Raw genomic sequence first — 14011 nt, 5'->3', positions numbered from 1 at the left:
CGTTCCGTTGATAACGCAACGCGTTGCCGTCCATTTCCTCCAATTTTTTTTCGTTTTGCTTTCCGAGGGTTCGGTTTCGCACATAGAAGTCGATCATATTTCTCTCTCGGTGCTGCCAGCAAGGAAGGCGACACATGATTGAAACAATTCCAGTTCTTGTCATCGGTGGAGGATCCACCGGTACCGGCATCGCCCGTGATCTCGCGTTACGCGGTGTCCCCTGTTTGCTTATTGAAAAACGCGACATCAATTCCGGAGCTTCCGGGGGGAATCACGGTTTACTGCATAGCGGAGCGCGCTATGTTGCTTCGGATATGGAAGCAGCAGTCGAGTGCCGTGATGAAGGAGATATTTTACGGCGCGTCGCACCACAGTGCATTGACGACTGTGGTGGATTATTTGTTGCCGTTCCCGGAGATGATGAAGGCTATATTGCCGATTTTCCCGGGCTTTGTGATCGAAGCGGTATCGGATGCAAGGCGCTCGATCCTCAGGAAGCACGGGAACTCGAACCCGTCCTCGCCGAATCGCTTGTTGCAGCATATCGTGTTCAAGACGCTTCCATTGATCCGTTCATGTTATCTTTGGATAATATGGCCCACGCCATGGAGCTCGGTGCACGTGTTCGACGGAATACCCGCGTCACCGGCTTCGATATCGAAAACGGGTGTATCAAACGGGTGAGGTGTTGTGATGACACATCCGAACGCGAAATCATTATTGAGCCCGAACTTGTCGTGAATGCGTCGGGAGCGTGGGCTGGATTGGTCGCAGCAATGGCTGGGGCGCAGATTGAGATTTTATACTCAATGGGGGAACTGCTCGTCACGCAAGACCGGTTGGCAACTCGCGTCATCAACCGTCTTCGTCCCGCTTCGGATTCCGATATCCTTGTCCCTGGAGGCGCCGTCTCCATTCTTGGCACGACGTCCGTGCGTATAGATCATCCGGACCTTTGTCGGCCCAGTATTGCTGAAGCCGATGCAATTATTGATGATGCCAAGGCCATGGTCCCATTGTTGGAAACTACTCGATATATCCGCGCTTATTCCGGGGTTCGTCCATTGGTCAAATCGGGAAATGCCGGAGACGACCGGAGTGTTAGTCGTGGTTTTGCACTGATCGACCATGCGCACGATGGAGTCGAAAATTTTGTCACGATTACTGGGGGCAAGCTCACTACATATCGCCTCATGGCGGAAAAGACGTGTGATCTTGTCTGTGCCAAACTTGGGGTGAGTACACCGTGCTCGACTCAAACAGAACCACTACCTGCATCGGAAAAGGCAATGTGGACCGAACCGGGCAGGGCACCGCGGACGTGGGTGGACAAGAAAAGCTCCACTGACCTCATTTTGTGTGAATGTGAAATGGTCTCTGCTGGGGTGATTGCCTCCATTGTCGACAATATGGGGGAGATGCGAGGACGGAGCCTCCTCAAGGCAGTGGGGCAGCGTTCACGCGTTGGCAAGGGGCCGTGTCAAGGCGGGTTGTGCGGGTTGCGCATAACAGGTCATCTCTATGATTCCGGCCGGGTGACCGATCATCATGGACTTCATGAATTGCGACGATTTGTTGAACGTCGTTGGCGAGGTTTTGCCCCTGTTTTATGGGGAGCATCCTTGCGTCAAGCTGAGCTGCAGGACGCGTTATATTGCGGCATGCTTGATCTCGAACTTGAGGATGAATCCGCGTCATAATCGTCAAAACGTCGTTTGTTCCGGTTTTCGACTTTGATTCAAATCACGCGGTGTATGCAAAGCGTACACAGGAATTCGAGGTCATCATTTTCTCTCGGTGTGATTGGCGTTTTTTCAGCAAGCAGGAAAGGATGAAGCATGGACGAGACACGCTCCCCCGTTTATGATGTTATGATTTTGGGGTCGGGCTATGCCGGTCTGGCCGCGGCGTTGTTTGCCCAAAAAGCCGGTTTAAAAGTTGCCCTGTGTGGCGGAGCCGGCGCGATTGATTTTTCAACGGGCTGTATCGATCTTATGGCTGTTGTCGATGGAAAACGGTTCGATGATCCCTACGAAGCGATTACTCAGGTTGTGAAAAGCAACCCGGAACATCCTTTTGGCCGCATGGCACAAGAAGAGATTGAGACGGCCTTGACGGAATTTACCGGTTTTCTCGGTTCGATCGGTTTGCCGTACGTTCATTCATTTGGCCGTAACCAACGCATGGTGACGTTTGCTGGATCGATTCGACGCACATACAGTGTCCCGATGATGAGCGCTTCATGCGTCGCCGCATTGGCGGCAACAGCACCGACCTTGTTTGTCGATTTTGCCGGACTTAAAGGATTCAGTGCCAATCAAATTGTCGAGACGAGAAAAGCGGATTGGCCCGGGCTACGGTCACTTCGTGTCCGATTTCCCAAACCGGAAGGGGAGTTTTACCCGGAGGCCATTGCGCGGAACCTCGATTTTCCGAACAAGCGAGAAGCCTTGGCCGACATGGTGCGCGAGCACGTACACGATGTTGAATATATAGGATTTCCGGCTGTTTTGGGGTATACAGACCCACCGGCAGCCATTGCTCACCTTGAGGAACTGCTTGGTCGACCGGTTTTTGAAATTCCTGTCATGCCACCGGCGATCAGTGGCGCACGTATTCGGGGGATATTCGAGCGCCATATGCCAACCATGGGGATCGAACTGTATCCACAAAAGACCGTGGAGTCCGTTCGGGTTGACGAAAATGGGGAAATCGAATTCAGCATTGGCAAGAAGTATCCCAAAACGGTTCGTTCCCGCACTACACTGTTGGCAACCGGCCGTTTTTTCAGCAAAGGAATTCGTGCCGATCGGCATACGGTCCGTGAGTCCGTATTTGATCTTCCAGTTGTGCAACCCGCAGTTCGTGCTGACTGGTTCAAGCCGGACTTTTTTGATCCAGGCGGGCATGGATTACACTATGCCGGTATTGCGACAGACAATCTGTTTCGGCCGTGCGATGAAAACGGGCAACCTATGTTGCAAAACCTTTATGCAGCAGGATCGATACTTGCCGGAAATGATTGGTCACGGAATAAATCCGGCGCCGGGTTCGCCATTGCAACGGCGTGGAAAGCGGTGGAGTGTTTACGCGCCGAGAGAAGTCGCTAACGTTCGGTTGAAGAAACACCTCGAAATAACCGAGCACAGCTGTAATTCTTGAAAAATCGTTGACCTATACCGTATTGAGGAGGGTGCCATGGGCAAATATGTCGGGGCGGTCGATCAAGGGACGACAAGCAGTCGGTTCATTATTTTCGATGAACGCGGCCGTATAAAGGCTTCGGATCAAAAAGAGCACAGGCAAATTTTCCCCAAACCGGGCTGGGTTGAACATGACCCCATGGAAATATGGCGCAACACTCAGGATGTCATTGCCGGTGCACTCGCCAAGGCGGGTATCAAAGGCTCGGACTTGGCCGCCATAGGGATTACGAATCAGCGCGAAACAACGGTCATTTGGGATAAATATACGGGTGAGCCGTATTATAATGCCATTGTCTGGCAATGCACGCGTACCCATGAGATTTGCAAGAGCCTCATCGCTGATGGGGGACAGGATCGATTCCGTGAAAAAACCGGTCTGCCCATTGCAACGTATTTCAGCGGCCCCAAGATCAAGTGGATTCTCGACAATGTTCCGGGCACACGGGAAGCCATAGAGCAAGGGAATGGGCTTATCGGCACCATGGAAACCTGGATTATCTGGTGGTTGACCGGCGGTCCGAGCGGGGGAGCCCATGTCACGGATGTGACCAATGCCAGCCGCACCATGCTTATGGACTTGAAAACGCTGGAATGGGATCGTGATATCCTGGCGCTTTTGAATATTCCTGAACAGGGATTGCCGCGCATCGTCCCCTCGAGCGATTCCGCGACATGGGGACCGACCGAGGAAACCGGGCCACTTGGCGCACGGGTTCCGGTCTGCGGCGCTTTGGGAGACCAACAAGCTGCACTTGTCGGTCAAACGTGTTTTTCTGTTGGTGAAGCCAAAAACACCTACGGGACGGGTTGCTTTCTTTTGCTCAATACCGGGGAGACTCCGGTTCCCTCGAATCATGGATTGATTACGACTTTGGCCTATCAGATGAGCGGATGCAAACCGGTGTATTGCCTGGAGGGCTCCATTGCTATTGCCGGGGCTCTAGTTCAGTGGCTTCGTGACAATCTTGGTCTCATTAAGTCGGCACCAGAAGTGGAAAACCTGGCCAAAGCCGTTGAGGATAATGGTGGCGTTTATATCGTGCCGGCATTTCAAGGGTTGTTCGCCCCATATTGGCGCTCCGACGCCCGCGGGGTTATGGTCGGGTTAACGCGATATGCCAATAAACATCACATTGCGCGTGCCGTCCTTGAGGCGAATGCGTATCAGACGAAAGATATTGTTGAAGCCATGAATAAAGATTCCGGCGTGGATCTCAAGGCCTTGAAGGTGGACGGCGGTATGGTCCACAATGATTTGCTCATGCAATTTCAGTCTGATGTTCTTGACGTGCCGGTCATTCGCCCGACGGTTTCGGAAACGACTTGTCTCGGTGCGGCCTATGCGGCCGGCCTGGCTATCGGTTTTTGGAAAGACCTTGAGACACTCTGCAATAATTGGTCGATTAATAAGACCTGGACACCGTCCATGGATGCTGAAGCACGAGAACAGGGATATGCCGGCTGGAAAAAAGCCGTTGAACGAACATTGAACTGGGTCGAATAAATTTTAGTGTATCGTGTGCCAGCGGTTGTCTGGCATTGGTATGCAATATTGTTCCGGCGACGGCGTACGTTTTGTACTCCGTCGCCGTGTTTTTTATCTGGATGGTTACGCGAGTTTTACCATGATTTTTTATAGAACCTTGACGAAGATTGCAGCTTCTGCCAGAGCAAGAAAGAGGAATGGAAATTTTTGTCGGCCCGTTCCTGGGAATCGCTTGCGTTGCTTTTGAGTATCGTTGAAATACGTGGACGCGTGACCCCCCCCTTCTTTTACCTTCCATGGTTGACTCCTCAGCAACGCGTGTGTGCCTGTTTGTATACCCCTCAAGGCAAATAGGTGTTCCGTTTTTGCCATCATACTATCGTCTCATGAGAGATGAGAGGGAACGATCAAGGCCGTTATTGATACAATTGTATCTCTTGTCGGCTTTGTGGAGTGGGCGTTCGTATCCATACCAAGGAGGGAAAACGGCTCATGCTTGGCCAAACGCTTCTTCTCGATGCCTCCGGACGCCCATTACGGCAGAAGCACCGAACCCATTCGCGCGATTGGGATGAAATTCGAAGTTTTTGTGATTCTGTCTATATGCCCTATCAGGTCCGTCCACTGAAAAAAGATCGCCACCCGAACGCGACGATGTATTCAACAAAAGTTGGCAGCATTGTTGTGACAAAGTTCGGCTATGGCGTGCCTATTCGATTAAGTGATTTTTCTCCGGAAGCCGGTAATATTTTGGTGCTTACCACGTTACAGGGGACGCTTCGTCACGGCGTAGAGAGAAAGAAGCATGCGGTCACCGTTTCCGGGGAAAGCTTTGTCGCCGATTGTAGCCGGACAGAATACTGGTTGGAAGGAGATGCGCAACATCTCCAATACAATTTGACGATTCCTCATGCTAAAATGGAAGCAACCGCTTTGGATTGGCTTGGTTTTATTCCTGACGACACATTGTGGAAGCGCAAGGTGAAGTTTGGTGGCGTCCATTCGTCCTGGTGGGCCTTTCTCGCGTACCTCATGCAGGTGATTTCAGAAAATCCACCTCCGAAGAAACAACCGCATCTCATAGCACATGTGGAGCAATCGCTTTGCTTACAACTTCTTGTCTCCTGGACGGAACAAGCTGGCTTGGATTTGTCTCCCGAGCATTGGTCTGTTGCTCCGAAATATATTCTCCGTGCGGAAGAATACATGCGAGCCCATGCGCAGCAGGCACCAACACTTTCGGAAGTGGCTCGCGTATCGGGGGTCAGTATACGTGCGTTGTCAGGGGCTTTCCGTCGGTATCGCGGCATGACGCCCTATACCTTTTTGCGCGAGCAACGGTTGCAGGGCATTCGGAAGGCACTTCGAAGATCTTCGGAGAATGACACTATTTCGACCATCGTCAGTGATTGGGGGTACTGTAACTTTGGTGTTTTTGCCAAGGCGTATAAAAATCGATTTGGCGAATTACCATCTGAAACAGTCAAGCGCTCGCATTATCGTTGACTGAACAATATCTGAATGACTGTTGGCGCTTTTTCCGTGCATTGCACGCAGTTCATGGTGGAGAAAACGTTTTTACATCGTATTCCGTTTTAAGACGTGATGTGCCGTTCAAAGGCGGTACTCTGTTCACCGTATGCATACACTCTTTGTGAACCTATTCGAAGGAGGAGTGTATGGAGCCGAAGCTGACCGCTGTGTGTGATGAGATTTTGGCTGGTGCGACCTCTGACCCTACTCGTGTTCCTGGGGTTGTTGCCATGGCCACCAATCGATCTGAAACAGTGTATGAAGGTGCGTATGGGAAAAGAATGCTCGGGGGGAAAGAAGCCATGTCAGTCGACACGGTTTTCGGCATTTTTTCCTGCACCAAGGCGTTGACTGGAACCGTTATCATGCAGCTTGTCGAGCAGGGGATGCTTGACCTTGATGTCCCGGCGAAAGAGTACTGCCCGGAACTCGGTGACGTCATGGTGCTCGATGGTTTTGATGACTTGGGGGAGCCCAGATTACGACCTCCTAAGCAACCTGTCACGACGCGCAATTTGCTGCTTCACACGGCTGGATTCGGGTACGATTTTTTTAGTGAATCTTATCATCGATTGTATCAGAAGGATGATATCCCTGGCATTATATTATGTCGCAAAGTCTCAATCCAAATGCCGCTTTTGTTCGATCCTGGTGAACGTTGGGAATATGGCGTCAATATGGACTGGGCAGGCCAGGTCGCGGAATGCATTACAGGGAAACGGCTTGGAGAATTGATGCAACTCGGCATCTTCGATCCGTTGGGGATGCAAGATACAGGCTTTACGATGAGCGACTCCATGCGAGAACGCCGTGCTGTGTTGCATCAACGCGACGCAGAAGGAATCCTGACCCCTTTACCGGACTTGACGTTGCCGGATGATCCGGAAGTCCATATGGGCGGCCATGGACTCTACTCAACGGTGGGGGACTATATGCGTTTCATACGGATGTTGCTCAACGACGGCAAAGGAGAACATGGGCGTGTTCTGGCCGCGGAAACGGTGCAAAAGATGAGTCTCAATGGTCTTGGGACATTAAAGGTCCGTCCCTTTATCAGTGCTGATCCTTTGTTGACAAATAGTTGTGAAGTGTTTCCCGGTATGCCCAAGTCATGGGGATATACGTTCATGATTAACGATGAGCCAGCCCCGACAGGGCGTCCAGCCGGAAGTTTGGCCTGGGCCGGATTAGCGAATTTGTATTATTGGATCGACAGGTTGAACGGGCTTGGAGGATTTTGGGCGACGCAAATCCTGCCATTTGCCGATCCTCCCTCATACGAAGGGTATTTGGGATTTGAAACGGCTGTATACGACAATTGGCAAGAGAAATCTTAAACAGGTGTATTGAGGCCATCTGTGTGCATGCTGTTGCAACACGGATGGCCTGTCATTATGGACAAAACATAAATACGTATGTCGAATCTTAGAATTATGTGGTTCAAGAATATCTATACGTGTATTGTACGTAGCAGCTTATGTTGTCGAATGATTCTGATGTCTTAAAATACGAGTTGATATTGTACTCACGGCCTCCCGTAGCACGGATTGCTTGCGCTGAGAACGAATCGACCTTTTTCCCATCCTTATACAGGCGGAAGACAACTTTTATGCTATGGATTCGACCTACATCGGGGTTCGTCACATTCATCGTGGCCGTGATTTGATATTCGTCTTGTCCCCGCTTGTAGACGGTACCATTGAGAGAAAACGTGTCGTTGGATATGGCAATATCTTTCGATGTATCGGCTGTTTGCCTGATGTCGATGTGCTTGGTGCAAGCAGCGAAGAGGAAGACGAAACTCAATAACGGTCCCCATAAACGAATGTTGATAGTCATCGTGATGTCCTCCCTTCAAGAAGAATGCGTTTGGTGATTTGTTTCTTGCCTCAATCTTGGGTTGTCAGTTGCGCGTGGTTTCCTGGATATACCATATTAAATTTTTCCCCGTCATTCATTTGGGCAATAAGTTTCAGGAGACCTCTCGTTCCGACTTCTTGGAGCCATGGGCGGACTTCGTGACCAGCCGCAGAATATAACGGGTGGATTTCCAGTTCTCCTCGCGCTTTTCGTTCATCGTTGGTTGTTGCGCCAAAACGTCTCGCTGCACTGAGCCATTGTCGTAACGATGTATATGAGATCAATTCTTCTCGCGTCGGGCGATTTATATCCGATGCGACAAGATACTCCCAATGCTCTTCCGAGTGCTCTGGCGCCTGACTCACCGCAACGGCAACTCCTTCGTCAAACCATTGTGGTAATCGACACCATGCGATGAATGAAAGTCGTGTACGCATTTCATCGTGCGACCATTCATGAGCAAGAAAATGCCAGTCGAGTCCTCGTGGTGAGAGGAGAATACGATCTCCATAGACCTTTGCTTTTGAGCTCATGCCGCCAAACTTATGATAGCATTCTTCGGTAATACACGCATTCGTTACCGGCTGGGATTGCACACTGCCATATGTCGTCTTGACAGCAGTCTCGGCTATTTTCATGGCCGATTGAAGAGCATGTATAGCTCCCTCATCGGCGCCTCTCTCGACGTAGAGATTGTCTTCAACCTTGACCAAGCCAAATTGTTCCGGTGAATACAATTTGGCGCCTCTGAGATTGCTACAACTTCCGAGGAGTACAATAAAAAATGTTGTAATAATTCCTAAGAAAATATTTATACGGTACATGACGACCTCACTTGGTATGATATACAGCAGTCTGTTCATACCATCTCCAACATGGAGTATATTTACCGAGAATTGATGGAGATGTTGTTTGTGGAAAAACAGTATAGAGCACATGGAAAGTCGTGCACAATACCCCAAATTGATACAGTTGAACTATCTCTTGCATTTCGAACTGTATCAATAATGGAGACTATGATTTTTTACATCGATTTTTTAAGAATGGCGAGTAATTCATCGTGTGTGAGTTCTACCGGATTCCCTTTCATGCTACTTGCACGAGCTGCTTTCGTGGCGATTGTTTCGTGATGTTCATCTGTTATGCCAATGGATGCGAGACCGTGAATATGCAGTTTTTCCGTAAGAGACCGGATAAATCCAATGCTATCATACACAGTGGCTGAGGGATTACCGGAGAGAAGAATTGCAGCTTCGATGAACGCTCCATATGCTGGGTTTTGCGGGTCACGCTGTTCTAAGGCCGTAAGGTTGGTTTCCATGACAGCCGGAAGCAGAGCCGCGCAAATTGCTCCGTGTGCAGCATGAAACTCTCCTCCAATCGGTGCGGCAAATCCGTGGACCGCACCAAGTTTCGCATTCGCCAGCGCAATACCGGAAAAAAGCGCAGCGAGGCTCATATCTTCGCGGGCTTGGATATTTCCGGGGTTGGCAAACGCGATGGGCAAAGATCGGGCGGCTCGAGGCAATGCTTCGCGGCACAACGCTGTTGTCATCGGATTGGCAAAACGCGAGACCATAGCTTCGAGAAGCTGCGTTAAAGCGTCCATACCTGTTGAAGCCGTAATATGCGGTGGCATATCCAAGGTGAGTTCCGGATCAACTATTGCCAGATCGGGTATCATGGCTTTATGCCGCATACTCACCTTCACCCCATGCTCCGTGGACGCCAAAACCGCATTGGCTGTCACTTCGGCTCCCGTTCCGGCCGTTGTCGGGACAGCAATACAGGGAGCCGGCGCATTCTCCAACGGCATCCCTTTTCCGATCACTTCAAGGTAGTCATACAGGTTGCGGTGGTTGGTCAAAAGAGCTGACAGCGCTTTCCCGGCATCGATAACACTGCCTCCGCCGATGGCGACGACGGCGTCGCATTGGTCTCGGCGCGCACAGGTGCTTGCTTCAAGAATGGTTTCTGTATCGGGCTCCCCGGCAATAGGCACGACAAGGATATCCAGTCCGTGAGCAAGCAAATCATCCTTAATGGCGTTGTGCCGTTGAGGACGACTTCCCGTTACAAGAAGAATGCGTTTCCCTCTGGCTGCTGTTTCCGTACACAGGTTAGCGATCGTGCCGCAACCAAATTGAATACGTGACGCTGTCGAGAACTGAAAGTGCATAATCGTTCTTCTCCGGATTGGGCTGGTGTCGTAAGCAATATGCGACATGATGTTTGCGAGAAGTATAAAGGTTTTGCGCCGTTCTATCCATGGCAAAGATGGGAAGAGAAACGATTTGCTTGGAGGAGGATGTGTTCTGCGCTGTCCTCTCCTCACAAAAAAGCACATGCCTGCATGACGCAAGCATGTGCTTTCAAAAGCGGGAAAACCACAATACAATGGCTATTTTTTACTTGATTTAATAACAGCGCGAACAACATGCTTGAAGGCTTGCGACGCCGGAGAATCACTTTTGACGGCCAACAAAGCTTCGCCATTGTCACCTGCTTTGGCAGCTTCCATATCGATGGGAATACGGCCGAGAAAGGGAACACCTGCATCAAGCGCGAGACGCTCACCGCCGCCCGTGTCGAAAATGTTGTGGACGGCTCCGCAATCCGGGCAAACAAAACCACTCATATTTTCCACAATACCGATGATTTCCGTATCCATAAGCCGGCAGAATGTAATAGAGCGGCGAACGTCGTCCATCGCTACCGCTTGAGGAGAGGTGACAATAACCGCTTTGGCGTCCTTTCCAAGAAATTGCAAGACGGACAGCGGTTCGTCGCCAGTTCCAGGAGGGCAGTCAATGATAAGGTAATCGCGCTCGCCCCATTCCACTCCGTCAAGAAACTGCTTGATGACGCTGCCTTTGACTGGTCCACGCCAAACAACAGCTTCGTGTTCATCCGGCAGCAGAAAGCCAACGGACATTACGCCGAGATTCCAGCTATATTCTACTGGGATCATCGTATCGTTGCGTACACCGGGTCTGGTACCTGTCAGTTTGAGCAGGCGAGGGATGCTCGGGCCATGGACGTCGACATCAAGCAAACCGGTTTTGTTGCCTTCAAGCGACAGGCCCACAGCCAGGTTTGCAGCAACGGTGCTTTTCCCTACGCCGCCTTTTCCCGACAAGACAACAATCTTATTTTTGATGCGGCCCATCAATTCGGCCATTTTTTTTTCTTCGGCTTCCTTATTGGTAGCGCAACCACCACTTCCACAGCTATTTTCCGACATAGTATGCTCCTAATCAAGCGTATGTTGAATTGTCGTCGGAATGCCTCCGGCGGCCTAAGAACGTTATTGGAAACAGGTTCTTAAAGAATCTTCAAAAACTTTCATCGGGTACAATATTTCAAGCACCAGCATTCTTCTGTTAACTCTTTCCCAATAAACATCTCGATACACGTCTTTGAAGAGGGAGGTGAGGTCTGTTCTGCATTCGCTATGGTGAACGCCTTTCATCAAGGTGAGAGCAAAACAGACGCCGGCGGCATTCCGTCTTATAAACCTGCTTTTCCGCAGCACGATCCTGGGCCGGCACATCCCGCATGTTGGGGGCGGGAACCACAGCATCCTGTATCTGATGGACCAGGAAGACCAGACGATTCTTTCCCGGTCAATGAACTTGTCGCAGCCATACGTTTCTGTGTGTTTGTGCTGGCACACGATGGACATGGGGGAGAGGTTTGCGTGATGGATGCGATAACTTCCCCGGAAAATCCACAATCCGCACACTCGATTTCGTATATAGGCATAGATGACTCCTTATGGATGAAGTCGTTAATAAAAGGCTAAAGAAGAGGCTCTAGTTCCGGTCGGAGAACCTGTCAAGATTTCCGTACGAAAAAGAGGAGAATTCCTTAAGTCGTAATCTCAACTCGGTTTCCGTCGGGATCAAGAACGACACTTTCGTAATATCCATCTCCTGTCGTTCGGGGCTCGCTAGCAATGACGACACCGGCCGCTCGAAAACGTTCGGTCAAGGTGTCGACATCGTCGGCATTGCCAACAGAGAACGCCATGTGCGCCAAACCGAGTTGTTCGCCGTCAGATGAATTTAGAGATGTGATATCGGGACGCTGCATGATTTCCAGCCGTGCTCCTGTGCTAAAAGACAGGAAATACGATGTGAATCCGGTTTGTTGATTATGGTACTTGGTGTTTGCTCTTCCACCAAACCATGTTTCATAAAAGTGTTTGGATCGCTCCAGGTCCGATGTCCAGATAGCGATGTGACTCAGATGCATGGTTTACTCCAATGAATGAAGATGACAACACGAATATGTGGACGTTCAGGACCACCAGAGGCCGGTTGCAAAAGCATGCTCCAATTCAACTAACGACGGGACAATAATGTCCGCCAAAGAAAGATCTTGGTCGCCTGTGCCAGGGATCTGCAACCCGGCACAACGCATGCCTGCGGCCTTGGCGGCTTTGACGCCATTAGTTGCATCTTCGACAACAATGCAACGTGGAGCCGGAACGTTGAGTTTTTGTGCAGCTGCCAGAAAAACATCTGGTGCCGGCTTGGCATGTGTCACGTCTTGACCGCTGATACGCTGTGAAAAAAACTGGCCGATACCGAGCATGTCGGGCACCGCGTCAACAACTTTACGCGTATTCGAAGAGGCGAGGGCCATGAGAACGCCCTCGTTGGTCAAATAGGTAAGCAACGATGAGAGCCCTGGCATCGGTCCGGGCCTGATTTCGGCTAATACCGCAAGATATCTGTCCATTTGCTCTGCAGCAATGTCCTCGGGACGCTCATCAAGCTGGTAGGTGTTTTTCAGGTCGGTCCACTGAACAATAGGGGAGCGGCCAATATAGGCGGCCAAGGCCCCTGGAGGCAATGTAATACCGCGTTTGGCGGCAATTTCTTGGAAAACACGTTGATGGATGGGTTCAGAATCAATAACAACACCATCCATATCAAAAATAACAGCATACGACATGGGGAGGCACCTCGAAGGTTACGTGTTCTTAGCATAGAAAATTGAGTACGAAATATGCTACGAAAGAACAAAGAGGAAAATGGAGAATGTTCTGAAGGCGTTCCTGTTCAGCATCATAGTGTCAGCGAGTGTTCTCTGTTCTTGTCAGGGGGTCACTTTTGTGTGCCCTTGTTCGACAGCTCCGCTTGGGGGACTATAATAATGCAAGAAGTTCGTCCGGGCGATTAATTACAACTGAGGCACCTGCTTGAAGGAGTTCCTCCCTGTCTCGAAATCCCCAGGATACTCCAGCACCGAACATGCCGGCATTGACGGCCGTTTTTATGTCCATCTGTGAGTCGCCGACGAATATCGTCTGGTTTGGGGAGACGCTCAATTCTTGGCAAATCGCCAAGGCGGCATCGGCTGACGGTTTTAACGGAACGTTCGGCTTGGCGCCAGCAACCACCGCAAAGGGGGTTTCCGGAAAGTAGGTTTTTACTGAATCCAAAGTGAGATCATGTGGTTTGTTGGAAAGAATGGCCAATGGCAGTCCCATGCGAACCAGATCAGCCAGCATTGCATTGATTCCCGGATATGGTGCTGTTGCTTGGTCCAGGCGCTTTCCGTATTCCGTATGGGCATCGGCAAGGACAACGGAAAAATAGGAGGTATTTTGAGGGCCAAGAGCGCGTTCAACAAGCTTTTCAAGGCCATTGCCAATCATCGTGCGGTATGCGTTCTCCGGATGCGTGGGCAAATTATGCATGGATAACGCGACATTGATGGCGTTAGCGATATCGGTCAGCGTGTTGAGAAGCGTTCCGTCGAGATCGAAAATAATGGCTTGTGTTTTCATAAGGCCGTTTTTGCCCCAACCCCCAAAGAGGGTCAAGCCTCTTTGCAAAATGGAATTGATCCTTCTGCCAGGAGGGCGTATTGTTTCTCTTTATAATTTTTGTCGATGTTTTTTCTCTTATATGCG

13 protein-coding genes are annotated in these 14011 nt (G+C 50.4%); 5 read left to right on the top strand and 8 right to left on the bottom strand.

All coding sequences use genetic code 11. The features are described 5' to 3' along the window. Window positions 1–134: 134 nt before the first annotated feature. From glpA to acmB, 5 genes are all read left to right on the top strand, one after another. On the top strand, window positions 135–1700 hold the full coding sequence (gene glpA / locus G451_RS0110450; protein WP_156921581.1) for an anaerobic glycerol-3-phosphate dehydrogenase subunit GlpA: 1566 nt from the start codon (window positions 135–137) through the stop codon (window positions 1698–1700). A gap of 138 nt (window positions 1701–1838) precedes the next feature. Continuing rightward, a complete protein-coding gene (gene glpB, locus G451_RS0110445; protein ID WP_027184208.1) occupies window positions 1839–3110 on the top strand; it encodes a glycerol-3-phosphate dehydrogenase subunit GlpB in 1272 nt (423 codons plus the stop codon). A gap of 88 nt (window positions 3111–3198) precedes the next feature. Next, window positions 3199–4710, top strand: coding sequence for a glycerol kinase GlpK (glpK, locus tag G451_RS0110440; protein WP_027184207.1), 1512 nt, complete (start codon window positions 3199–3201; stop codon window positions 4708–4710). Between the two features lie 474 nt (window positions 4711–5184). Then, window positions 5185–6198 carry an AraC family transcriptional regulator gene (locus G451_RS0110430; RefSeq protein ID WP_027184205.1) on the top strand — a complete coding sequence of 338 codons (1014 nt, stop codon included), beginning with the start codon at window positions 5185–5187 and terminating at the stop codon, window positions 6196–6198. A gap of 173 nt (window positions 6199–6371) precedes the next feature. After that, window positions 6372–7562, top strand: a complete 1191-nt coding sequence (acmB, locus tag G451_RS0110425; RefSeq protein WP_027184204.1) for a methyl acetate hydrolase AcmB — start codon at window positions 6372–6374, stop codon at window positions 7560–7562. A 103-nt stretch (window positions 7563–7665) separates the two neighbouring features. On the opposite strand, the gene G451_RS0110420 is transcribed toward acmB, so the two are convergent. From G451_RS0110420 to G451_RS0110385, 8 genes are all read right to left on the bottom strand, one after another. Continuing rightward, window positions 7666–8064, bottom strand: a complete 399-nt coding sequence (locus G451_RS0110420; RefSeq protein ID WP_027184203.1) for a hypothetical protein — start codon at window positions 8062–8064, stop codon at window positions 7666–7668. Between the two features lie 50 nt (window positions 8065–8114). Then, window positions 8115–8948: a hypothetical protein gene (locus G451_RS28790; RefSeq protein ID WP_051261375.1), complete on the bottom strand. Its 834-nt coding sequence runs from the start codon at window positions 8946–8948 to the stop codon at window positions 8115–8117. 161 nt (window positions 8949–9109) lie between these two features. After that, window positions 9110–10264 carry an iron-containing alcohol dehydrogenase gene (locus G451_RS0110410; protein WP_027184202.1) on the bottom strand — a complete coding sequence of 385 codons (1155 nt, stop codon included), beginning with the start codon at window positions 10262–10264 and terminating at the stop codon, window positions 9110–9112. 222 nt (window positions 10265–10486) lie between these two features. Continuing rightward, window positions 10487–11329 (bottom strand): Mrp/NBP35 family ATP-binding protein, encoded by an 843-nt coding sequence (locus tag G451_RS0110405; protein WP_027184201.1) that lies wholly within the window; start codon window positions 11327–11329, stop codon window positions 10487–10489. Window positions 11330–11595: 266 nt separating this feature from the next. Then, window positions 11596–11850, bottom strand: a complete 255-nt coding sequence (locus G451_RS0110400) for an FmdB family zinc ribbon protein (RefSeq protein ID WP_027184200.1) — start codon at window positions 11848–11850, stop codon at window positions 11596–11598. A gap of 105 nt (window positions 11851–11955) precedes the next feature. Then, window positions 11956–12342 carry a VOC family protein gene (locus G451_RS0110395; protein WP_027184199.1) on the bottom strand — a complete coding sequence of 129 codons (387 nt, stop codon included), beginning with the start codon at window positions 12340–12342 and terminating at the stop codon, window positions 11956–11958. A gap of 45 nt (window positions 12343–12387) precedes the next feature. Next, the gene (locus G451_RS0110390; protein WP_027184198.1) at window positions 12388–13047 is read right to left on the bottom strand and encodes an HAD family hydrolase; all 660 of its coding nucleotides are present in this window, start codon (window positions 13045–13047) and stop codon (window positions 12388–12390) included. A 193-nt stretch (window positions 13048–13240) separates the two neighbouring features. Continuing rightward, on the bottom strand, window positions 13241–13885 hold the full coding sequence (locus tag G451_RS0110385) for an HAD family hydrolase (RefSeq protein ID WP_027184197.1): 645 nt from the start codon (window positions 13883–13885) through the stop codon (window positions 13241–13243). Between the last annotated feature and the right edge of the window lie 126 nt (window positions 13886–14011).

This window comes from Desulfovibrio inopinatus DSM 10711, from assembly GCF_000429305.1.
In the GTDB taxonomy this organism is placed as follows: domain Bacteria; phylum Desulfobacterota; class Desulfovibrionia; order Desulfovibrionales; family Desulfovibrionaceae; genus Alteridesulfovibrio; species Alteridesulfovibrio inopinatus.
This window is presented reverse-complemented; position numbering and strand designations above follow the sequence as displayed.